Source organism: Pedobacter fastidiosus (assembly GCF_014306625.1).
GTDB lineage: Bacteria > Bacteroidota > Bacteroidia > Sphingobacteriales > Sphingobacteriaceae > Pedobacter > Pedobacter fastidiosus.
The window spans coordinates 617-23,419 of record NZ_JACRYL010000035.1; the positions used below are offsets into that span (position 1 = coordinate 617).

Below are 22,803 nucleotides of genomic sequence, written 5' to 3' on the forward strand. Positions count from 1 at the left end.
ATTCATTCCCTAGGAATATTTACTCAAAATCGAGCGATAACGCATTTTAAATAATCCAACCAGCGATGCGAATTTTAGAACATATGCTCGTCCCGTCGGGACGTTTGCTGGGTAGAAAATAAATGTGTGTTTTTCGTTCCTTAGGAACGTTTGATTAATATTTAACAATCATGTATTTGAAATGATCCAATAAACAATGGGAATTTTAGAACATACGCTTGTTCCATCGGAGGCGTTTGCTGGTTAGAAAAACGTTTGATTATTTTTAATTAATTTCTTTACCTGTAATTTGATTAATACCTTCCATATCGAAATCGATATTTTGATCTTTTGCTTTCATGGTTCCGAACATTTCCAAGCGCAAATGACTGCTTAAAACCAATCCTGTTTTAAGATCAATCTGCATATCGCCAGAATTTGTGCCCTTTAAATCTGTGTCAATTTTTGTGCCCATAGAATCAAAGCTCCCTTTAGAAACTAGCGTACCATTTACATTTAAAAAAGCAATCCCATCTTTTACCAATTTTAAAGTATAAGTTGTAATGGTTTCAATTGGCATGGTCATTTGCATTTTTGTATCAACTGTCCAGCTATCGCCAATTTTAACGGGCTTATCTGGATAAATTTTAAACGACGATTCCATGGTCTGCTTCATGCCTTCTGCGCTAAATTGTTTACCTAAAGAAGCCTTTATTGCCTTAATCTGACTGGTGTCTTTCGTCATTTTAGAGGCCATATTATCAAGCATTTTCTCTAATCCATTAACAGATTTAATACTGCCGTTTGCACCAAAAGTCATTTCGAAAGAGGCACCTTTTAAACCACTAAATGGATTAGGTTTAGCCGGATCTTGAATGTCAGAATCCATAGTCATGGTGTTACCCATTCCGCTAGATTTCATGCTAATTCGATTATAAATTACCTTAATGGTTTTATCGCCTGCTTTATCGCCAGCAATATCAAAGGTATAATCCGTACCAATTTCTTGACTCAGGTTAACATTCTGATCGCCAATTTTTTGTTTTATAATCTGGTTCGAAGTTAGATTATAATCATACTTTTTTCCTATTGGATAGTTTTGTTTTAAAACGTAAACTTTTTGAGCAAAAATGCTTGAGGTTAGGAAAAGGCAAAGTAGCGTTGGTAAGATTCTCATATTGAAAACGGATTATTATTAATTTGATCCAGCAGGATTTTGAGCAAAAATACGACTTAAAGCCTGATATAAATCTGGGTGTTTATCTTTTAAAAGCTCAGGCTTTTCGAAAAAATACTCCGAGACAACAGCAAAAAATTCTGCTTGATTAGTAATGGCGTAAGGGTTAATATCTGATTTATTATCTTCAATTCTTTCGATTTCCTCATGCATCATTTTAATCCACGGCAAGGTATATTCATGGCTCATTAAATTTTCTGGAACGCCATCTGTAGCGCCATCAGATTTATCCAATAGGTGAACAAATTCGTGGATGGCTGTATTTTCTTTGCCTGCACTTTTAGAAAAACCATGCCTTAACGCCGAGCGAGATAAAATCATTTGTCCGTTCATATATCCACTTCCAACCATTCCCATGATGTTTCTTTCGCCTCCTTCAAACTGGAAATCCTTGTTGAAAGTATCGGGATATAATAGTACGCTGGTTAAGTTTTTATATTGCCAATGCTCAAAACCAAATATTGGAATTACCGCACTCGAAGCAATTAAAAGTTCATCCAAAGTTGTCATTTCCAATTCTACAGCCTCGATTTTTACGGTGCTAAAAAACTCTGCAATTTTTTGCTCAAATCTTATTTTTTCCGTCGAATCTAAATTGTGATAATAACCAACATAATCATCCAAAATCTTTTTATCCGTATCTGTTAAGGGCTCAATAGCAGGTTTCTTTTTTCGAAGGATAAAATATAAAGTAAGGAGAAAAATGGGGATTAGATAAGCAAATGGTAATGAATTCATATTTTATAATTGCGGTAATTTAGGTTGAAACGAATTGAAATTTAATTTACTCTAGTTAACTTTCTATAATTTCTAATTGGGTTAATACATTTTCTCTTGTAACAGGATAAGGTTTATTGTTTATCAAGGCTTGGTATACTGCTTCGAAAAGTAGCAAATAATTCCCAACTTCTGATGGAATAATTTCTTCCGATTTATTCCCCTCCGCATCAATAGTAGTTAAAATACCGTCTTTACCTTTTGGCTCAATTCCATAGCCATTATCTGTTAGTTTCATTCCAGCCAATAATTGTTCTTCCTGAATATCGGCTCTTTGTTTTATAAAACTGCCATCTATTCCATGCAAAACAAATGCAACCTGAGGATTTACCACCAACATACTAGAAGTTACAAAAACGTTTACGCTGTTTGGATAGCTCAACTGAATGGTAAAATAATCATCAACCAAGGTGCCAACTCTATTTTTGCCAGTTACTTTATGATAACTTAAAGGTTTTCCGAACAAACTAATTACCTGATCTAAAAGATGTGGACCTAAATCGTATAACAAACCACTTGCTTCCACAGGATTTTCTTTAAATGCTTTTGGACCAATTACATTTCTGTAGCGATCGTACCTTAAATGCATTTCTATCAACTTGCCAATCTTACCGCTTTCTAAAACCTTTTTTACTGAAGCGAAATCACTATCCCAACGCCGATTTTGATAAAAGAAAATCTGTTTTCCTACTTGATCTGCAAGTTCAAAAAGTTCTTTAGCTTGGGTAGTTGTCGCGGTAAAAGGTTTCTCTACCAAAATATTTTTACCCTTTTGCAATGCCAATTTCGAATGTTCGTAATGAAGATTATTGGGGGTGTTTATTACCATTAATTCTATCTCATCATCATTAAGCAACTCGTCAATGCTGTTATAACTAATCACATTTGGATAATCTTGTTGTGCCTTTTTTTGGCTGCGCTCGGTAATCGCCTTTAAGTTAAAACCAGAATGTGCATTTAAAAAAGGAGCATGAAAAACCTTTCCAGACATGCCATAAGCCATTAAACCTGCTGTAATAATTTTATTTGAATTCGTATCCATAAGTATGTAATGTGATCAAAAATACAATAATGGTTTTATGTTTTGTGCTAAACCATAAACCTTTTACCTTATGCCTTACACCTTTTTACACTATCTTTGCTTTCTATGAAACCGTCGGAGATTAATGCCAAGTGGAAAGTTTTACAAGAGCGAATTGCAAAAGAGTTTGATTCAGATTTTCCTGATTTAAAAGTGATGCTTTTTTTAATTGGTGTACAGGAGTTGGGCAAAGGAGCGAAAAAATACAGCAAGCGCCAAAAGGAAGAGTTAATGCACATTGCAACTTGCAGACTTTTAAGCGAAATGGATTTTTACGAACTTGAGGGAATAGATCAAGATGGATGGCCACATTGGAAATTAATTAAAGCCATTCCGCCTTATACCATGTTGGAGCAAGAACTTTTAATGAAATCTTTGGTGGTGAGTTACTTCGCAGATATTTATTCTTAATATTTATAACGCCTCGTTTAATTTAAAGATGGCATTAACCCTGAATGTATTGTCATTCTGAGGCACGAAGAATCTTTTTCATAGGTTGCAGATTCTTCGTGCCTCAGAACAAGAGTGTCTTTGAAAAACAATTAAACAAAAAACCCCAATGCAATGCATCGGGGTTTGACTATATAATGACCTCATAGGTAGAGGGAATTGGCAAATATTATCCTTGTTTTTGTGCAGTAGCTTTTAAAGCATCGTTTGCAACGATTACAATTTCTACACGACGATTAGCAGCACGACCAGCATCAGTTTCGTTATCAGCAATTGGCTCAGCAAAGCCTTTACCAATAGTTACTAATCTTGATGCAGGAACACCTTGAGAAACCGCATAAGCTTTTACAGCCGCTGCTCTTCTTTCTGATAAACCCATATTATATTGTTCAGTACCACGACTATCTGTATGGCCAATAATTTTAATATCTGTATCTGGATATTGATTTAAAGAAGAAGCTAAACTCTGAACGTTTGTTTTAGCTGCATCTTTCAATGCTGTTTTATCGAAATCGAAAAGAATCCCGCTATCAAATTTTACAATAATACCTTCGCCCTCACGAATAACCTCAGCATTTGGAATTGCTTTTTGAATTTCAGCTGCTTGTCTATCCATTCTACGACCAATAAATGCTCCAGCAGTGCCGCCGATTGCACCACCGATTAAAGCACCAACCGCTGTATTACCAGCTTTTTTACCGATTAATGCTCCAATTACTCCGCCCGCTGCAGCACCAATACCAGCTCCTTTTTGTGTTTTTGTTAAACTATCACAACTTTGGAATGCCATTGAACCAATTGCTAATCCTATACTTAGTGTTGCTATTCTTACTTTTGAAATACTCATAATAATTTAGATTTATAATTCTCCCGTTTCTATTCAAACACAATGCCAAAAACCAATTAGCAACTATTTTATTTTTATTTCTCTTTAATAGAGCTAAAAAGAATAATTTCGGGCAATAAAAAAGAGCTCCCAGTTTAGGGGAACTCTTATAATGTATCATTCTTAGTACAAAAACTAAGCAGAGAAGTAGCTCTCTAACTCTTTCAATGTATTTTCGTCTGTTTTAAAGTCTTTTATTACGATTCCTTTTTCTACCAAGATAATGCGGTTACATACATCGGTAACGTGGTTTAAATCGTGACTAGAAATAAAGGTGGTCATATTGCCCGGGTGTTCCTTTAATAATTTTTTCAATCGGATTTGAGTCGTTGGATCTAGATTGGCGAAAGGTTCATCCAAAATTAAAATCTCTGGTTTCTGCATTAATGCCGCTGCAATGCCAACCTTATTTTGGTTTCCCTTGCTAAAATCGCGAATGTATTTTCCACTATTTAAAATTTCTCCATTAAAAAACTCATTATATTGAGTTAGGTAGGAAGAAACATCGGCAACGCTTAAATTATGCAAACTGCCAATAAAAATAAAGTATTCTTCAGGTGTTAAATAATCAATCAAAAAACCTTCATCCAAAAACGATGCGGTATAATTTTTCCAATTATCACTTTGCATTACATTTTCGCCCTTCGATAATACCTCACCCTCGGTTGGGCGAATTAAATCTAAAAGCATCCTGAAAAAAGTTGTTTTTCCGGCGCCATTGTTTCCAACTAGACCGATGGTTTCGCCTGGTTGAATTTGTACGTGCTCTATGTTTACAACGGTTTTATCGCCATAAACCTTTTTCAAATTTTTTACTTCTAAAATCATAATTATTCTCTAAAGCCTTCGGCTATTTTATATCGTTGTTTTTCAAATTTTTTGGTGATGAAGTTTACCCAGAATCCTCTAAGCAAGAGCATAATCAATCCGAATAAAGCTACAACTGTTAATCCCCAATAAGGCATATGCATCATCCCAAAGGGCACATAAAGTAAAATTGGAGTTAAAGCGTAAGGAAACATTAACAGGAATTGTGTAGCGCTTGTTCCTTGATAATTAAAACTGGCGGCCTTGGTAATGTCTAGCCGTTTGTAGTTCAATGTAGCTAAATAAAGTACAATCACGGTTCCAAAACCAATGTTGTATAAATAAGCAGCAAGTTGCAAAAGCAATAGCTTCGGACTTAAAAACCCATAGAAACTAGCCAGAACAGTAATAATTGTTGATGCAATTGTAAAGAGCAAAAACTTGGCTTTAATAAAATCTTTAAAGTTGATTTTTGCACTCAAAAGGCCATCGAAATGTGAGCTTTGCCAAGCAAACATAAACTGACCGTAAATGATGATGGAAACGCCTGTCATAAAAATTGCACCGAACATCATTTGTCCAAATTTATTGCCATCAATTGCTGGCGCTTTGTAAAACAGGAAACCATACAACAAAAAGAAGAAGCCCAATATTACCGATGAACGTGGGCGTTTATGGCGGAGAATGAGTTTAAGCTCTAAGGCCGCTAATTCCCCAACTTTTCCAAAACGGTTTAAGAAGGCATAATCCGTACTCACTTTTTTCTCTTGTCTGCTGCTTAATTCTTCTGTATAAAGATTTTTCGCTAGGAAATTAGAATTGATTTTGAATACTAAAAATGCAGCGACAGTGAATACAAAGCCAGCATATGGATGTAAAGCAATGGTTCTGAAAACATAATCAGAGCCTGCCATTATCGAGATAATTTTATAATATTCTAACGCAGCAAAACCTGCAATAATTAACAGGCCAATACCTGTGTACAATACGTTTGTAATGGTCTTTCTTTTAATATATAGAACAAGGTAATTGTTAAAAATGGCAATAGAGAATATGGAAACGATGTACATTATGGTAGCAAATCCTCCGTAAGCTCCGGCAATCCTCATAAAAATAAAAGGAAGAAATAAAAAGAATGGCCAAAGATTAAATGCCGAGAAAAGTGCCTTAATGTTTAAGAAACTAATGATTTGGCTTTTCTTAATTTTTAAATGCAGATATGGGATAATACTCATAGTTGGCAACTCTTGGAGCTGTAAACGCATAATAAAATCGAATGCAAAATAATAAAGAATCAATCCATTAAAACTTTTGATTGCGTCTTGATTTGGAAAGATTTTCGGAAGCAAAAACGGCATACTGAATCCAGCGCCAATGGCAATTACCAAAAAGTAAAGCATAAAAAATCCCAGAATAATCTGAGTGGCAATGCTACTGCCCCGGTTCCGCGAACGCCAAAAAGATTTTCTTTGATGGCTTAAAAAAGTACTTAGCATATAGTTTAGTCTTGTTTGGTTATTAGTATCCGTTTATCAAAAAATGTTACATCAATAATTGTATTTGTCTTTCCAGTTTTGTTTCAGCTTCTCTCTTAGCTTTTCTTCAGCAGGGTTTTTACCGGGATCGTAAAGCTTGGTTCCGCTTATTTCATCAGGCAAATATTCCTGTGCCTCGAAATTCCCTTCATAACTATGCGAATATTTGTAATCCTTTCCATATCCAATATTCTTCATCAGCTTGGTTGGTGCGTTGCGAATGTGCAGCGGAACAGGTAAATTTCCGGTTTGTTTAACTAATGCCTGAGCCTGATTTATCGCCATGTAGGAAGCATTACTTTTTACTGAGCTGGCGAGGTAAGTTACACATTGCGAAAGAATAATCCGTGCTTCAGGATAACCAATTACATTAACCGCGGTAAAACAATTATTAGCCAAAAGCAGGGCATTCGGATTGGCATTTCCAATATCCTCAGAAGATAGAATTAAAAGTCTTCGAGCAATAAATAATGGGTCTTCACCACCTTCAATCATTCTGGCTAACCAATAAACCGCGGCGTTTGGATCGCTCCCGCGAATGGATTTAATAAATGCCGAAATGATATCGTAATGTTGCTCTCCTGCTTTATCGTAAAGGGCCAGATTTTGTTGCGCATGCGCTAAAACATTTTCGTTTGTTAAGGTTATCTTATTGCCACCAATTCCATTAACTGCAATTTCTAAAACATTTAACAACTTGCGGGCATCTCCTCCCGAAAGACGAATTAAAGCTTCGTGTTCTTTTATTGTGATGTTCTTTTCAGCTAAAATAGCATCTTTTTTAATCGCTGTTTGAAGCAATCCAGCCAGTTCTTCTTCCGTTAGAGATTTAAGAATGTAAACCTGACATCGCGAAAGCAAAGCGGAGATAACTTCGAAAGATGGATTTTCTGTTGTAGCACCAATTAAGGTTACAAGTCCGCGTTCTACCGCACCCAACAAACTATCTTGTTGAGATTTGCTAAAACGATGGATCTCATCAATAAACAAAATCGGTAAACCCAAAAAACTGTCTTTTAAAGCAGCGGCTTTATCAATAACCTCTCGAATATCTTTTACGCCACTGTTAATTGCGCTTAGGTTAAAAAACGGCCGATCTAAAGTTTGAGAAATGATATAGGCCAAAGTTGTTTTGCCAACGCCCGGTGGCCCCCAAAAAATCATCGATGGCAACTGGCTACTTTCAATCGCTTTGCGTAAAACTGCGCCGACTCCTACCAAATGCTTTTGCCCAACATATTCATCAAGATTTTGAGGGCGCATTCTTTCGGCTAAAGGGGCTTGGTTTTGCATAATTGTAAATATATAAAAAATGGTTATTTTGTGATAGGATTATCGCCACTAACCAAATTTCGAAAACCGATTCTTAATCAATAATCCCAATCTAAAACAATTCGCGTAAAGCTTAGTTCTATTAATTATTATGGAGATTAAAAATTTAGACCATTTGGTGCTTACCGTTGCTAACTTAGAAAGCACATGCAGATTTTACAATGTAGCCTTAGGAATGGAAATCATCACCTTTGGAGCGGATAGAAAAGCACTAAAATTTGGCGATCAGAAAATAAATCTCCATCAACACAGATGCGAAATCGAACCCAAAGCTTTTAAACCCTTGCCAGGAACAGCCGATTTATGTTTCATTACGTCAACCAATCTCGATGAAGTTATTCGCGAACTAAAGCAGAACTGTATTGAAATAGAAGAAGGACCTGTAGAAAGAACGGGTGCAAATGGCAAAATTCTATCAGTTTATCTTCGCGATCCCGATTTAAATTTGATTGAGATTAGTAATTATATTTAATTTGAGGTTTCCCCAAAAAATAATCCTAAAATCCATAATCTTTTAATTCTAGCTAGTCCTCTATTTTCGAGTGATGTTTGGTATCTTTCATAGTAGTATATAGAATTAGCGAAATCAAAATGCAAGCGGTTACATACCAATAGAAGTAAGATTCGTGCCCAATATTTTTAAACCAAAGTGCCAAATATTCTGCTGTGCCGCCAAAGATGGCAACCGTTAAAGCATAAGGCAAGCCCACTCCTAAAGCTCTAATTTCTGCAGGAAATAATTCTGCTTTTACAACGGCGTTGATACTCGTATAGCCACTCACAATAATCAGTGCAGCAATCATCAGCAGAAAAATTATTGTAGTATTGGTTTCGCTTGCAAGGCCAGTTAAAATTGGATAGGTACAAAGTGATCCTAAGATCCCAAAGCCTATTAATAAGGGTTTCCGACCAATTTTATCAGATAGTAATCCGAACAGAGGTTGCATAATTGCGAAAACCAAAAGTGAAATAAAGGATAAGGTAGTTGAGGTTTCCTTGCTCAAATGCACCGTGTTTACAAGGAACTTTTGCATATAGGTACTAAAAGTGTAAAATGCAATTGTACCGCCCAAGGTTAAACCAACTACGGTAAAAACTTCTTTCGGATATTTTAGTAAAACAGCAATTCCTCCTTTTTTATCTTCCGAACTTTTGCTTTTAAATGCTGAGGTTTCATCGATATGTCTTCTTAAATATAAGGCGATAAAGGAAAGAATGGCTCCGATAAAAAATGGAATTCTCCAGCCCCAATCGTGCAACTCTGCAGGTGTTAAAAACCAATTCTGTAAAATTAACTGAATACCTAAGGCTAATAATTGTCCGCCGATTAAAGTTACATATTGAAAACTTGAATAAAATCCGCGATGCTTTTTAGTCGCCATTTCGCTTAAGTAAGTGGCTGATGTTCCGTATTCGCCTCCGGTACTTAAACCCTGAACCAAGCGAGCAAATATTAATAAAATTGGTGCAGCGATTCCGATTTGGTTGTAACCTGGAGTTAAACCAATAATTAACGATCCTATAGCCATAATCAATACGGAAAGGGTCATCGATTTTTTACGACCGAATTTATCAGCGATGCTGCCAAATAGCCATCCGCCAATTGGTCGCATTAAAAAGCCTACTGCAAAAATTCCAGCGGTATCTAAAAGCTGTGCTGTTGGGTTGCTATTAGGAAAAAATGCCGGCGAAAAGTATAATGCAAAAGCAGAATAGGTGTACCAATCGTACCATTCAACCAGATTTCCAACGGAGCCACCAAAAATAGATTTCAACCTATATTTTACTTCACTTATTTCTTTTGTTGAAAAATCGGTTGATGTGTAGCTCATATTAGGTGAAAGGATTGGGTAATTGAATCAAAAACAAATCGATAATAAATTGTTTAATTTATAAATTCGTATTGATTGTAAGATAGCTTGAGAATAATAGATTTGCAAGAACGTATTGAAAAAATCACTTATTTTCTGCTTCAAACTAAACCCAAAAACATGAAAGATAACTTCTCTACCCAATCTGCAGAGTACTCAATCTATCGACCAACTTACCCGAAAGAATTATACGATTATCTTTTCTCGCTTGTAGAAAATAAAGACACCGCTTGGGATTGTGCAACAGGTAATGGACAAGTTGCCAGAGTTTTGGCGAGCGAATTTGGTGCTGTGTATGCAACCGACATTAGCGAAAATCAACTTAAAAATGCGTTACAATTGCCGAACATCACTTATAAAATAGAGCCTGCAGAAGAAACTTCAGTAGGCGATAAGAGCTTCGATTTGATTACGGTTGCGCAAGCGATTCACTGGTTTAATTTCGAAGCTTTTTATGCTGAAGTAAAACGAACTTTAAAACCGAACGGATTATTTGCTGTAATTGGTTATGGGGTAATGTTTATTGATAAAAAAGTGGATAAATCGATTCACAAATTGTACGAAGATATTCTTGGCAAATACTGGGATTCTGAACGTAGGTATATAGAAGAAGGATATAAAACGATTCTTTTTCCTTTTGAAGAAATCGTAGTGCCTCATTTTCAAATCAAAACAAAATGGAATTTTAACCAGATGATTGGTTACTTAAATACTTGGTCTTCGCTTCAGCATTACAAAAAGGCTAATGATAGAAATCCGTTGGAATATATGTTTACCGAATTAAAAGAAGCTTGGGGCGATGATGCTGAAAAAGATATTCATTTCCCTATTTTGCTTCGGGTGGGAAGGTAGTTTAATTTTGAGGTTCGTGGAGACACGAACCTAGGCACCAGCTAGATTGATAAATAGACGCTTTTTACGAACTATTGTCATCGCGAGCTGGCTATTAGGTCTTGTTAAGAGTTTTCGTCATTGCGAGGCACGAAGCAATCCAATTACGGGTCGCTATAGACTCATTGTATTAAGATTGCTTCGTGCCTCGAAATGACGAGGTCGCTAAAGCCATGGTACGTGTCTCCACGTACCATTAACAAGCAAAATTTCTTATAAATCGAATTTAATGCCTTGCGCCAATGGCAAAGTATTAGAATAATTGATGGTATTCGTCTGTCTTCTCATGTAAGCTCTCCAAGCATCAGAGCCACTTTCTCTTCCCCCACCTGTTTCTTTTTCGCCCCCAAATGCACCGCCAATTTCAGCGCCAGAAGTGCCGATATTAACATTCGCAATTCCGCAGTCAGATCCTTGGAAAGATAAAAACTGTTCCGCTTCTCTCAAGTTCAAAGTCATTATTGCAGAGGATAGTCCTTGTGGAACTCCATTTTGCAAAGCAATGGCTTCATCTAAAGTTTTGTATTTAATCAAATATAAAATTGGAGCAAAGGTTTCGTGTTGAACAATTTTGAAATCATTTTTTACTTCTGCAATGCAGGGTTTAACATAACACCCACTTGTATATGCTTCACCTTCTAAAACACCACCTTCTACTAAAAATTTCCCACCTTCGTCTTTACATTTTTCAATAGAGTCCAAATAGCTTGAAACGGCATCTTTATCAATTAACGGCCCTACGTGATTATTTTGATCTAATGGATCTCCAATTCTAAGCTGTACATAAGCCTTAACCAATTTAGCAGCGAAAGCATCGTAAACAGCTTCATGGATAATCAGTCTTCTGGTTGATGTACAACGTTGTCCGGCGGTACCCACAGCACCAAATACCGCACCGATTAAGCTCATATCCAAATCAGCATGTTCAGAAATTATGATTGCGTTATTTCCGCCAAGTTCCAATAAGCTTTTGCCTAAGCGAGCACCAACTGCAGCGCCAACTGCTTTACCCATTCTGGTAGAACCTGTAGCAGAAATTAATGCAACGCGACCGTCATTCGCCATTAGCTCACCTACTTCTCGATCGCCAACAATTAAATTACAAACACCTTCGGGAACATCGTTTTCTTTAAAAACTTTAGCAATAATATGCTGACAAGCAACGGCTGTTAAAGGTGTTTTTTCTGATGGTTTCCAAATGCAAACATTTCCGCAAACCAAAGCCAATGCCGTATTCCAGCTCCAAACCGCAACCGGAAAGTTAAAAGCAGAAATAATTCCAACGATGCCAAGCGGATGCCATTGCTCGTACATGCGGTGGTTTGGTCTTTCGCTGTGCATGGTTAAGCCATAAAGTTGGCGAGATAAACCAACTGCAAAATCGCAGATATCAATCATCTCCTGAACTTCGCCAAAACCTTCTTGCAAGCTCTTGCCCATTTCGTAAGAAACCAAGGTGCCCAAAGTATCTTTATTTACTCTTAAAGCATCGCCAAACTGACGAACAATATCGCCTCTTTTTGGTGCAGGAATTGTTCTCCAATAATTAAATGCCTCTTGCGATTTCTTTACCACGGCATCGTAATCTGCTGAAGTTGCAACTTTGGCCGAGGCAATAATTTTTCCATCAACAGGAGAAAAACTCTCTATGGATTTTGAATTGGAATCTCCACCCCAAATACTTCCTGTACTAAACGCAGCATTTTCGGCTTTTATGCCTAATTTATTTAATATTGATTGAATATCAGTTCTCATATATCTTACGATTTACACAAAAAAACAAAAAATTAACATAAAGCCTATTACATTTGACGCTTTAGTTTAACACAATTCTTAATATCTTGCTTTAAAATAAACTGACCTATTAAATAAATAAAAAATGAATAAGAAAATTTTCTCATATGGCTTGATGCTCGCATCGGCTTTTATGGCAAATGCAACTTTTGCACAAGAAAAGCCAGCCGAAAAATCGGATAACCTTTCCATTTATCGAGTAACGGCGACCAAAGTAAACGATCTTGTGCACACCAAATTGGATGTTTCTTTTGATTACGCCAAGCGGTATCTGTATGGAAAAGAATGGGTAACCTTAAAGCCTCATTTTTACGCCACCGATTCGCTAACGCTTGATGCCCAGGGAATGGATATTAAAGAGGTTGCCATGGTTGGAGTGAAAGGAAATACACCTTTGAAATATACTTACAATGATAATAAGCTGTACATCACTTTAAACAAAAAGTACAGCAATATAGAAAAGTACACCGTTTATATCGCCTATACGGCAAAGCCGGATGAGCTGAAAGTAAAAGGAAGTGCTGCAATTACAGATGCCAAAGGATTATATTTTATAAATCCAGATGGTACAGATAAAAATAAGCCAACTCAAATTTGGACACAAGGAGAAACTGAATCTTCTTCGGCATGGTTTCCTACAATCGATAAACCAGATCAGAAAACGACCGAGGAAATTTCGATGACTGTAAAATCGAAATATACCACACTTTCTAATGGCAAATTAGTTTCGCAAAAAGCAAATGCTAATGGCACCAGAACGGATACCTGGAAAATGGATTTACCACATTCGCCCTATTTATTTATGATGGCGATTGGTGAGTTTAAAATAACAAAAGACAGCTATAAAGGTAAAGAGGTAAGCTATTACCTAGAACCAAAATATGCACCTTATGCGAAACAGATTTTTGGTAAAACGCCAGATATGATTCAGTTTTACAGTACAGTTTTAGGGGTTGATTATCCATGGAACAAATATTCTCAAGTTGTAGCCCGCGATTACGTTTCAGGTGCGATGGAAAATACTACAGCCACTTTACACGGCGAGCAAGTTCAAAAAACTGATCGTGAGTTGTTAGATGATAACCAGGAAGGAACAATTGCCCACGAACTTTTTCATCAATGGTTTGGCGATTATGTTACAGCAGAATCATGGTCTAACATTACAATGAACGAATCTTTTGCCACTTTTGGTGAAGTAATTTGGCATGGTCATGATGCTGGAAAAGATGCAGAAGATAAATCGCGATATGAAAAACTTCAGTCTTACTTAGGTTCTACCAAGAAAGGTGAAAGCCCTATTTTAGCTCGTTTTTACTATAATGATAAAGAAGATTTGTTTGATAACATCAGCTATGCTAAAGGTTCGATTATTCTTTATGCTTTAAAAAATCAAATGGGTGATGCTGCGTTTTTTAAAGGCTTAAATAAATATTTAACTACAAATGCTTTTAAAAATGGCGAAACTCATCAGTTGCGTTTGGCCATGGAAGATATTACCGGAAAAGATTGGAGTCCATACTTTAATCAATGGTATTACAATGGCGGTCACCCAATTTTGGATGTAGATTACAGTTACAGCAATGGCAAAGAAACCATCAAAATAAAACAAACTCAGGATGCGAGTGTACAAACCTTTATACTTCCTTTAAAGGTTGATATTTATGCTGGCGGAAGAAAAATCAGCAAAGATATTTTGATTAACAATCGTGAACAGAGCTTTACTTTTGATGTGGCTTCTAAGCCTGAATTGGTAGATTTTGATGTAGATAAAATTTTGGTAGGTGAAGTTAACGAGAGCAAAACCTTAGATAATTATGCCTTTCAATATGTTAAAGCGCCAAGTTATAAAAACAGAATTGAAGCTTTAGAATTTGCTTCGAAAAGCAAAGAAGCCGATGCCCAAAATATATTATTGGCCGGATTAAAAGATCAATCTGCAGATTTAAGGAATTTAAGTGTTGAAGCCATAGACTTGGATAATGCAAAAATTAAAGCAATTGCATTACCAATTATTCTTCAGTTAGCAAAAACTGATAAAAATACTGAAGTTAGATCTGCAGCGATTTCCAAGTTATCTGCGACTGGAGATCAGGCTTATAAAACGTTATTAACCGATGGCGTTAAAGATAGATCGTACAGAGTTATTGCAGCTTCAATTGCAGGATTATCGAAATTGGCACCCCAAGAAGGCTTAACGGCTTTGGCTGCTTTAGATATGGATACCAAGGATCATATTGCTTCTTCAATTGCTGTTTTGTATGTTAACGATCCAAAGGATGAACATCAGGCTTTTTTCGAAAACATTATGGCTACAGGCGATAGAAATAAGGTTTTCTCTGTTGTTGGTCCATATTTTCAGTATTTAAGAAACAATACTAACCCAGCAATTACCGAAAAGGGAACTAAAAACATTAGCGATGTTGTTGATCGTTTAAAATTGGCTAATTATTTGGCCAAACAATTGGCTGCGGCTTATACAGCAACTGCTGCAGGTAAGGAAAAACAAGCTTCTTCGGCAAGTGGGGAAGCAAAATCTAATCTTCAAAAACAAGCTGATGTTTTCAAAAAAGCGGCTGCAGATTTGGGAAATAAATAATAATGTAAATTTAAAATTTCAACCAAGCAGTCGTTACAATGGGTCGAAATGTTAAAAATTTGTGTCTATACTCTGCTAGTATTTTATAAAAAGGCAAAGGCTATGCTAAAACAGCATAGCCTTTGCTCTACAAATGGTACTATTTGTTGTTAAAAGCACAATTGGTACAATCTTTTTATTTATTTCTTGTTTAATAGCTCTACCCAGCAGTCGTCCCGATGGGACGAAATTTCAGAAATTTAGGCTTATACCATGCTTTACAAATGGTACTATTTGTTGTTAAAAGCACAATTTGTACAATCTTTTTATTTATGTCTTATTTAATAGCTCTACCCAGCAGCCGTCTCGACGGGACGAAATTTCAGAAATTTAGGTTTATACTTTGCTTTATAAATGGCACTATCGGTTGTTAAAAGCACAATTGGTACAATCTTTTTATTTATTTCTTGCTTAATAGCTTTACCCAGCAGTCGTCCCGATGAGACGAAATTTCAGAAATTTAGGCTTATACCTTGCTCTACAAATGGTACTATTTGTTGTTAAAAGCACAATTGGTACAATCTTTTTATTTATTTCTTGCTTGGTACAGGCTCTACTTTCGTCCCTTAGGGACGATTGCTGGGTAGAAAAAATGTTTCAACATATTTTCGTTCCTTCGGAACGTTTGATTATTAACGCTTTGCAACCTTAAATAGTAGCAGATAACTGGAGGTTTTAAACGGGATTGAAGTGGTATCCTTTTGTTTTTTTCTAAACAAAAGATTTAACAAAAAGCCCGGCTAGCTTTAAAAATTGCGCAGCCCTTGCTTTACAAATAATTATTATATTGGTTATTCCTGCCACAATTTATCCAATCTTTTCATGACTTCATCATTACGTTTGTACAATATATTTATAGTATTTTTGTAAAAGAAGGGAAAGGAACCGCTGATGTTGTAAAAATCTAATGATTATCCACACATCTTAATCACATTCAATAGCGTTTATATTCAGCTATTTACATAGAATTAGCACGCTGATGTTAATAATTATTTAAAAAACGAATAATTAAAACTTGTAAACTTATAATGTGTTTTTCTGCTTAGTGGCACGGTTCTTTAAATTTTATTAATATGGAAGAAGAATTCTTTTTTGAATCCAACGAAGACGCACAACGCTCAGTAGAACGTTACGAAGAAATGCTCCGTAATCAGGATCAGTATTTTTTCGATGCAGGCGCATTCGAATACATCGTAGATTTTTACATCGAGAAAAATGATCCGGTCAAAGCTTTACAGGTTGTAGATTTTGCAATTAGTCAACACCCTTACGCTACAGTTTTTTTAATAAAACAGGCTCACCTTTATATTCTTACCAATAACAATGAAAAGGCTTTTATTGCTTTGCAAAAGGCCGAGCTTTTAGAGCCATCAGAACCTGATATTTATTTATTACGCGGTAATATTTTTCAAAATACCGAACGTTTTGATGAGGCATTGGAGAATTACGAAAAGGCTTTAGGTTTGGCAGAAAGTACCGATGAGATTTTATTGCAGATGGCTTATGTTTACCAAAGCATGTCTGACTATGAAAGTGCAATTACCTACATTAAGTTAAGTTTAGAGCAAAATATGGAAAACCAAGACGGCTTGTACGAATTGGCTTTTTGTTATGATGTTTTAGATAAGCAGGAAGAAAGTATAAAATTTTATCAACAATATATTGATACCGACCCATATTCTTATGCGGCTTGGTATAATTTGGGCAACAGTTTCCATAAACTTAATTTGTTTGAAAAAGCAATTGATGCTTACGATTACGCCATCTTAATTAAAGAAGATTTCAGCTCAGCGTATTTTAATAAGGGAAATGCTTTGGTGCAATTGGATAAATACGATGAAGCCATTGAAGTTTACAAGCATACTTTTGAATATGAGCAGCCCAATGCAGATACTTATTGCGCAATTGGCGAGTGTTATGAGAAGTTAGAGAAAATGGACGAAGCCCGTTCCTACTATAAGAAATCGGTAAAAATGGATCCAAAAATGGCTGATGCCTGGTTTGGAATTGGGGTAACCTTAAATCACGAAGAGCGTTATTTCGAGTCGTTACATTTTTATAAAAAGGCAATAGATCTTGAAGATGAAAATCCAGATTTTTGGTTTGCCATGGCGGATGCTTATTATAAACTAGGCCAAATTGAAGAATCGATCGTTGCTTATGAGAAAGTTTTGGAGTTTAATCCGGTTGATGTTGAGGCTTGGTTAGATTTTAGTACTGTACTTTATGAGCAGGGCAAAATTTTGGAAGCTTCGGAAACGATGGCAGAAGCGATAAAAAACAACCCGGAAGCAGCAGAATTATATTACCGAATGGTAGCGTATTTGTTTGCTATGGGCAATTATAGTGATGCCCTAGGTTATTTGGAAACGGCTTTAACAACTGATCCAGATAAACATTATATCTTATTTGAATACTTGCCACAGTTGCAAGATAATAGTGCCATTATTAACGTTATTAACCGCTATATCAGGTAGAAAAACATGTGAGAAAATTTTAACATATAAATCTCAAAATTTTTTTCACTTTTGTACACATATGAATTACCCATTAACAAACGTTCCCGAACGTCCAGCCAAACCACGCCAAAAGGGCATAACAATGGTTATGGATAAGGGATTAAGCCTGCGCCAGGTAGAAGATTTTATTGAAGTTGCCGGTGTACATACAGATATTGTAAAATTAGGTTGGGCAACATCTCATGTTACCCCAAAACTTAAAGAGAAATTAGCTCTATATAGAAGTGCTGGTATTCCAACTTATTTCGGTGGAACGCTTTTTGAAGCCTTTATAATCCGCGATCAGTTTGCCGATTACCAACGTGTTTTAGACCAATATGGGATGGAATATGCAGAAGTATCTGATGGATCTATCGAAATTGAGCACGATAAAAAGTGCGAATTTATTCGCGAACTTTCAAAACAGGTTACCGTAATATCTGAAGTTGGGAGTAAGGATGCTGCCAAAATATTTGCACCATATAAATGGATCAAATTAATGCAAGCAGAGCTTGAAGCTGGTTCTTGGAAAGTTATTGCTGAAGCCCGTGAAGGTGGAAACGTAGGTATTTATCGCGGAAGTGGCGAAGTACGTGAAGGTTTGGTTGATGAGATTTTAACTCAGATACCAGAAGAAACCATTATTTGGGAAGCCCCTCAAAAAGAACAACAAGTTTGGTTTATCAAGTTAATTGGCACAAACGTAAATTTGGGTAACATTGCCCCTGCTGAAGTTATTCCTTTAGAAACCATTCGTTTAGGGTTACGTGGAGATACTTTTGATTATTTCTTAAATCAAGGAAAATAATAGTGTACTGTATTGCGATGCCTAAAGCCTACTGTAACAAAGGTTTTGCGCATCGCATTTACGTAAATATTGCTTCATGAAAACCTACGGCTTAATCGGATACCCACTTTCTCATTCTTTCTCCAAAAAATATTTTACAGAAAAGTTCTTAAATGAGGGTATAGTCGATCATCAATATGAGCTTTTCCCCATCGAAGATATTAGCGCTTTACCGAATCTTCTTTTAGAAAACCCAACTTTAAAAGGACTAAACGTAACCATTCCGCACAAGGTGAATGTACTCTGTTATTTAAATGAGATTGAAGAGGCTGCGGAAAAAATTGGTGCGGTTAATTGCATCGCGATTAAAGATTTTGAAGGGGAGCTTTATTTAAAAGGCTACAATACTGATGCTTACGGCTTTGAACATTCTTTAAAACCATTACTCACAGCTCAACACACAAAAGCATTGGTATTTGGCGATGGTGGCGCTGCCAAGGCTGTTAAATATGTGCTCGAAAAATTAAATATCCAATATCAGGTTGTCGTTCGTAAGGCTACCTCTGGAGCTATTTTGTATGACGAGATTACACCAGAAATTTTAACTACGCATAAATTATTAATCAATACCACGCCTTTGGGCATGTCTCCGAATGTAGATACTTTTCCAGATATTGATTACAGTTTAATCGGCAAGGATCATTTAGCTTACGATTTGGTTTACAATCCGCTCGAAACAACGTTTTTATCAAAGGCAGCGCAACAAGGCGCCCAAATTAAAAATGGCTTGGAAATGTTGTACAAACAAGCCGAAAAAGCTTGGGCAATATGGAATAATTAAAATATTTTACCGTTAATTGCGATATAGTTGAATAAACGATGAAATTAAAAAACTTATTCTTTGCACCTTTTATTCTGCTCTTAATCTTATCTGCTTGTCAGAGCAATGATTATAGTCCGAAACCAAAGGCTTATTACCGAATAGAATTTCCAAAAAAACAATACATCGAATTTAATCAGCCTGTCCCTTTCAATTTTGAATATCCAACTTATGCTTCTATTGAGCAAGATAAAAGTAGAGATGCGCAAAAAGATTGGTACAATTTACATTTTAAGCAGTTTAATGGTTTTCTGCATTTAACCTATTACGATGTATCTGGAAAGGGCGAGTATGATGAAATGGTAGAAGACGCAAGAAAGTTGGCATTTAAGCATACTATTAAAGCTACTGCCATTGATCAAAAAGTAATTAATTATCCCGATAGAAGAGTTTACGGCATATATTACGCCATCGAAGGAAACACAGCTTCTTCAGTTCAGTTTTTTTTAACAGATAGTGCCAAACATTATTTTAGAGGCGCTCTCTACTTCAATGAAAGACCGCAATACGACTCTATCGAGCCTGTGGTTAAATTTATAAAAAAGGATATAGATAAAATGATTTCAACATTTAAGTGGAAGAATTAAAATTGCTCTATCTACAGAATCAAAAATTATGATCACAATTAAAACTTTCACCTTTAACGCATACAGCGAAAATACCTACATACTTTTTGATGAAACAAAAGATTGTGTGATTATCGATCCTGGAATGTATGAGGGTGCAGAGCAAAATCAACTCACTGCCTATATTAAAGAAAATGGCTTAAAACCCGTTTTACTTCTAAATACGCATTGCCATATCGATCATGTTTTTGGGAACAAATTTGTTTTTGATACTTATGGATTAAAGCCACAATTCAATATAGGTGAATTGCCAGTTCTTCAAGCTGTGCCAAGTTATGCGCCACAAATGGGTTTTACCCGTTATGAACTTTCTCCTGAGCCTGACACCTTTTTGCCAGAAACCGGAACAATCAGTTTTGGAAATAGTACATTAGATTTGATTTTTGCACCCGGCCATTCGCCTGCGCATTTGTGCTTTTACAGCAAAGCAGATCACTTTTTAATTGGTGGTGATGTGTTGTTTTATGGAAGTATCGGTCGTACAGATCTTCCCGGCGGAAACCATCAGCAACTTATTCAAAACATAACCGATAAACTTTTTGTACTTCCAAATGAAACCAAAGTTTATCCTGGTCATGGCCCATCTACAACAATCGGCTTTGAAAAAGAACATAATCCCTTCTTTTAGTGTTACTAGGTAAGAAGTAATGGACTAACATACATTTCAATTCTTCCAGATCCAACTTACATTTTACCTATATTTACCCACGTGAATACGCCATTCTATATCGCTAAACGTTATCTTTTTGCAAAGAAATCAACCAATGCAATCAACCTGATCTCCGGGATCTCTATGGTTGGTGTTATGGTTGGAAGCGCTGCTTTAATTATCATTTTATCGGTGTTTAATGGTTTCGAAACGGTGGTGTTAAATATGTTCAATACCATAACGCCACAAATCTCAATCATTCCGGCACAGGGCAAAACCTTCGATCCAAATACAACTTATTTTAATCAGCTTAAAAAGAATAAGGATGTTTATTCTTTTACCGAAGTGTTGCAGGAAAATGCTTTGTTAAAATACAACAGTAAGCAAGCTGTAGGGATGGTAAAGGGCGTTAGTTTGGATTATTTAAAAAATGATAAATTAGATAGTACTATTAAAGAGGGTCATTTCGTATTGCGCAACAAAAGCGGAAACAGTGCAGTTATTGGCTCCGCTTTGCAAAGCTACCTCGCTGTAAATACAGTAGATCCCTTTACCGAACTCGAAATTTTTTCGCCCAAGAAAACCATGTCGGTAAATTCTATAAACCCTGCGGATGATTTTGTGATAAAAAGCATTAGAGTAAGTGGCGTTTTCGAAGTGCAACAAGAGTTTGATAATGGAATTATCGTGCCGTTGGATTTTGCCCGAGGGCTTTTAGGCGAAGATAAAAATGTTTCAGCTATTGAAATCAACCTTCAGCCCGGAGTAAATGTTGATGATTTTCAGGCAGATGTGATTAGTAACGCTGGCAAAGGTTTCGAAGTTAGAAATCGGGCAGAACAAAATCGATCCCTTTATCACATTCTAAATACAGAGAAATGGGCTGTTTATATCATTTTAACTTTTATATTAATTATTGCTATATTTAATATTATTGGCTCTTTAACCATGCTGGTAATAGATAAGGTAAAAGATATTGCTATTTTAAGCAGTTTGGGCGCTGGCAAACGACTAATAAAACGGATCTTTTTATTCGAAGGGATGATGATTACAATGTCGGGTTGTGTGTTAGGTTTGGTAATCGGATTAATATTTTGTTTATTTCAGCAACACTTCAACCTAATAAAAATGGGCGAAGAAAATACCACATTGATAAGTGCCTATCCAATAGCACTAAAATGGAAAGATTTTATTTTAGTGTTCTTTACAGTAGGTATTTTTTCGTTTTTGGCATCGGGTTTGTCATCTAATTTAAGTGTTAAACGGATAGACCAGATTAATCAAAATATATAAATGAGAAAGTTAATTAAACAGGCAATTGTGTTTGCTATGCTCTTCGGCGTAGCCGTTACTGCTTGTAATCGGGACAACAAGGCGGAAGGAGAAAAGAGTAATATTAAAACCGTAAAAGGCTTATACAGCTTTGGCCCTGAAATGAAATCCTTTACTCTTTGTGAGGACGGCCGTGAGTATTGGGTTGCCGATAGCGTTAAAAATCTTGAGCTTTCTTACAGCAATTTAAATTTTGAAAAACCTTACGAACCTGTTTATGTAGAGCTTGAAGGTTACTTTGCAAAATCTGATACGGCAACCGTTTCTGATGATTTTGATTCTACACTAGTGGTAACTAAGGTGATAAAAATCAGTAAAGAAATTCCGGACGGGCCTTGTGCGCAATAAATTTATTGCAAATTTTTAAACGAAAGATCTCAAGTCTATCAAAATAATATTTTATTTGAGTCGGGCGTTTTAACTCGTGGCAAAGCCACCCCTTTGCGGCTTTGCGTTATGTCTTTTGGCTTTCCTTCGACTACGCTCAGGATGACAGCTAAAAAGGATATCGCTTCAATCGTTAACGCAAAGCCTACAATCTATACCGAGTTACGAAGTTTCAAAGGCCCTGTGCCATGGAAGAACAGCGCAAGTCTTAAAATACAGACCAAGGTCTTCTAAACTTTCGGAGTTTCCTTTGCTCTTGCCCGTCAAAACTTTGCAAGCTGAAGAGTATAAAAACAAAAAGCGCTTTCCGGTTTCCCGGAAAGCGCTCAAATATTTCATCACTTTGTCGGCTACCAGTAAATACCGTAA

The 22,803-nt window shown here is 36.2% G+C and carries 20 protein-coding genes; 11 read left to right on the forward strand and 9 right to left on the reverse strand.

Features of this window, described 5'->3' with window-relative positions:
- Positions 1–265 precede the first annotated feature (265 nt).
- The 3 genes from H7U22_RS21975 to H7U22_RS21985 are packed head-to-tail and all read right to left on the reverse strand — an operon-like array spanning position 266 to position 3,035.
- Complete coding sequence (locus tag H7U22_RS21975; protein ID WP_187073494.1) at positions 266–1,156, reverse strand: DUF6263 family protein; 891 nt, start codon at positions 1,154–1,156, stop codon at positions 266–268.
- An 18-nt stretch (positions 1,157–1,174) separates the two neighbouring features.
- Positions 1,175–1,954: a M90 family metallopeptidase gene (locus tag H7U22_RS21980; RefSeq protein ID WP_187073495.1), complete on the reverse strand. Its 780-nt coding sequence runs from the start codon at positions 1,952–1,954 to the stop codon at positions 1,175–1,177.
- Between the two features lie 55 nt (positions 1,955–2,009).
- Positions 2,010–3,035 (reverse strand): Gfo/Idh/MocA family oxidoreductase, encoded by a 1,026-nt coding sequence (locus H7U22_RS21985; protein ID WP_187073496.1) that lies wholly within the window; start codon positions 3,033–3,035, stop codon positions 2,010–2,012.
- Between the two features lie 105 nt (positions 3,036–3,140).
- On the opposite strand from H7U22_RS21985, the gene H7U22_RS21990 reads away from it, so the two are divergent.
- On the forward strand, positions 3,141–3,485 hold the full coding sequence (locus tag H7U22_RS21990; protein ID WP_187073497.1) for a hypothetical protein: 345 nt from the start codon (positions 3,141–3,143) through the stop codon (positions 3,483–3,485).
- Positions 3,486–3,693: 208 nt separating this feature from the next.
- On the opposite strand, the gene H7U22_RS21995 is transcribed toward H7U22_RS21990, so the two are convergent.
- The 4 genes from H7U22_RS21995 to H7U22_RS22010 form a co-directional block, all read right to left on the reverse strand.
- Positions 3,694–4,371, reverse strand: coding sequence for an OmpA family protein (locus tag H7U22_RS21995; RefSeq protein ID WP_187073498.1), 678 nt, complete (start codon positions 4,369–4,371; stop codon positions 3,694–3,696).
- 174 nt (positions 4,372–4,545) lie between these two features.
- Complete coding sequence (locus H7U22_RS22000) at positions 4,546–5,238, reverse strand: ABC transporter ATP-binding protein (protein ID WP_187073499.1); 693 nt, start codon at positions 5,236–5,238, stop codon at positions 4,546–4,548.
- Positions 5,239–5,240: 2 nt separating this feature from the next.
- Entirely contained in the window at positions 5,241–6,713 is a 1,473-nt protein-coding gene (locus H7U22_RS22005; protein ID WP_187073500.1) for a DUF5687 family protein, read from the reverse strand.
- Positions 6,714–6,764: 51 nt separating this feature from the next.
- Positions 6,765–8,045, reverse strand: a complete 1,281-nt coding sequence (locus H7U22_RS22010; protein WP_187073501.1) for a replication-associated recombination protein A — start codon at positions 8,043–8,045, stop codon at positions 6,765–6,767.
- Between the two features lie 130 nt (positions 8,046–8,175).
- Here H7U22_RS22010 and H7U22_RS22015 point away from each other — a divergent pair, with 130 nt between their 5' ends.
- Entirely contained in the window at positions 8,176–8,556 is a 381-nt protein-coding gene (locus H7U22_RS22015; protein ID WP_187073502.1) for a VOC family protein, read from the forward strand.
- Between the two features lie 52 nt (positions 8,557–8,608).
- Here the strand turns inward: H7U22_RS22015 and H7U22_RS22020 are convergent, their stop codons facing one another.
- Positions 8,609–9,916 carry an MFS transporter gene (locus H7U22_RS22020; RefSeq protein WP_187073503.1) on the reverse strand — a complete coding sequence of 436 codons (1,308 nt, stop codon included), beginning with the start codon at positions 9,914–9,916 and terminating at the stop codon, positions 8,609–8,611.
- 159 nt (positions 9,917–10,075) lie between these two features.
- On the opposite strand from H7U22_RS22020, the gene H7U22_RS22025 reads away from it, so the two are divergent.
- Complete coding sequence (locus tag H7U22_RS22025) at positions 10,076–10,807, forward strand: class I SAM-dependent methyltransferase (protein WP_187073504.1); 732 nt, start codon at positions 10,076–10,078, stop codon at positions 10,805–10,807.
- A gap of 252 nt (positions 10,808–11,059) precedes the next feature.
- Here H7U22_RS22025 and amaB read toward each other — a convergent pair whose 3' ends face one another.
- Positions 11,060–12,601 carry an L-piperidine-6-carboxylate dehydrogenase gene (gene amaB / locus H7U22_RS22030; protein ID WP_187073505.1) on the reverse strand — a complete coding sequence of 514 codons (1,542 nt, stop codon included), beginning with the start codon at positions 12,599–12,601 and terminating at the stop codon, positions 11,060–11,062.
- A gap of 124 nt (positions 12,602–12,725) precedes the next feature.
- On the opposite strand from amaB, the gene H7U22_RS22035 reads away from it, so the two are divergent.
- The 8 genes from H7U22_RS22035 to H7U22_RS22070 all read left to right on the forward strand — a co-directional run bounded on the left by H7U22_RS22035 (position 12,726) and on the right by H7U22_RS22070 (position 22,395).
- A complete protein-coding gene (locus H7U22_RS22035) occupies positions 12,726–15,236 on the forward strand; it encodes a M1 family metallopeptidase (protein WP_187073506.1) in 2,511 nt (836 codons plus the stop codon).
- A gap of 1,112 nt (positions 15,237–16,348) precedes the next feature.
- A complete protein-coding gene (locus H7U22_RS22040) occupies positions 16,349–17,752 on the forward strand; it encodes a tetratricopeptide repeat protein (RefSeq protein ID WP_187073507.1) in 1,404 nt (467 codons plus the stop codon).
- 61 nt (positions 17,753–17,813) lie between these two features.
- Positions 17,814–18,581, forward strand: coding sequence for a phosphosulfolactate synthase (locus H7U22_RS22045; RefSeq protein ID WP_187073508.1), 768 nt, complete (start codon positions 17,814–17,816; stop codon positions 18,579–18,581).
- Positions 18,582–18,657: 76 nt separating this feature from the next.
- A complete protein-coding gene (locus tag H7U22_RS22050) occupies positions 18,658–19,401 on the forward strand; it encodes a shikimate dehydrogenase family protein (RefSeq protein ID WP_187073509.1) in 744 nt (247 codons plus the stop codon).
- Between the two features lie 38 nt (positions 19,402–19,439).
- Entirely contained in the window at positions 19,440–20,027 is a 588-nt protein-coding gene (gene gldD, locus H7U22_RS22055; protein WP_187073510.1) for a gliding motility lipoprotein GldD, read from the forward strand.
- A 28-nt stretch (positions 20,028–20,055) separates the two neighbouring features.
- A complete protein-coding gene (locus H7U22_RS22060) occupies positions 20,056–20,694 on the forward strand; it encodes an MBL fold metallo-hydrolase (RefSeq protein WP_187073511.1) in 639 nt (212 codons plus the stop codon).
- Positions 20,695–20,775: 81 nt separating this feature from the next.
- Positions 20,776–22,008 (forward strand): ABC transporter permease, encoded by a 1,233-nt coding sequence (locus tag H7U22_RS22065; protein ID WP_187073512.1) that lies wholly within the window; start codon positions 20,776–20,778, stop codon positions 22,006–22,008.
- Positions 22,009–22,395 (forward strand): hypothetical protein, encoded by a 387-nt coding sequence (locus H7U22_RS22070; protein WP_187073513.1) that lies wholly within the window; start codon positions 22,009–22,011, stop codon positions 22,393–22,395. It begins immediately after the preceding gene.
- Positions 22,396–22,803 lie beyond the last annotated feature (408 nt).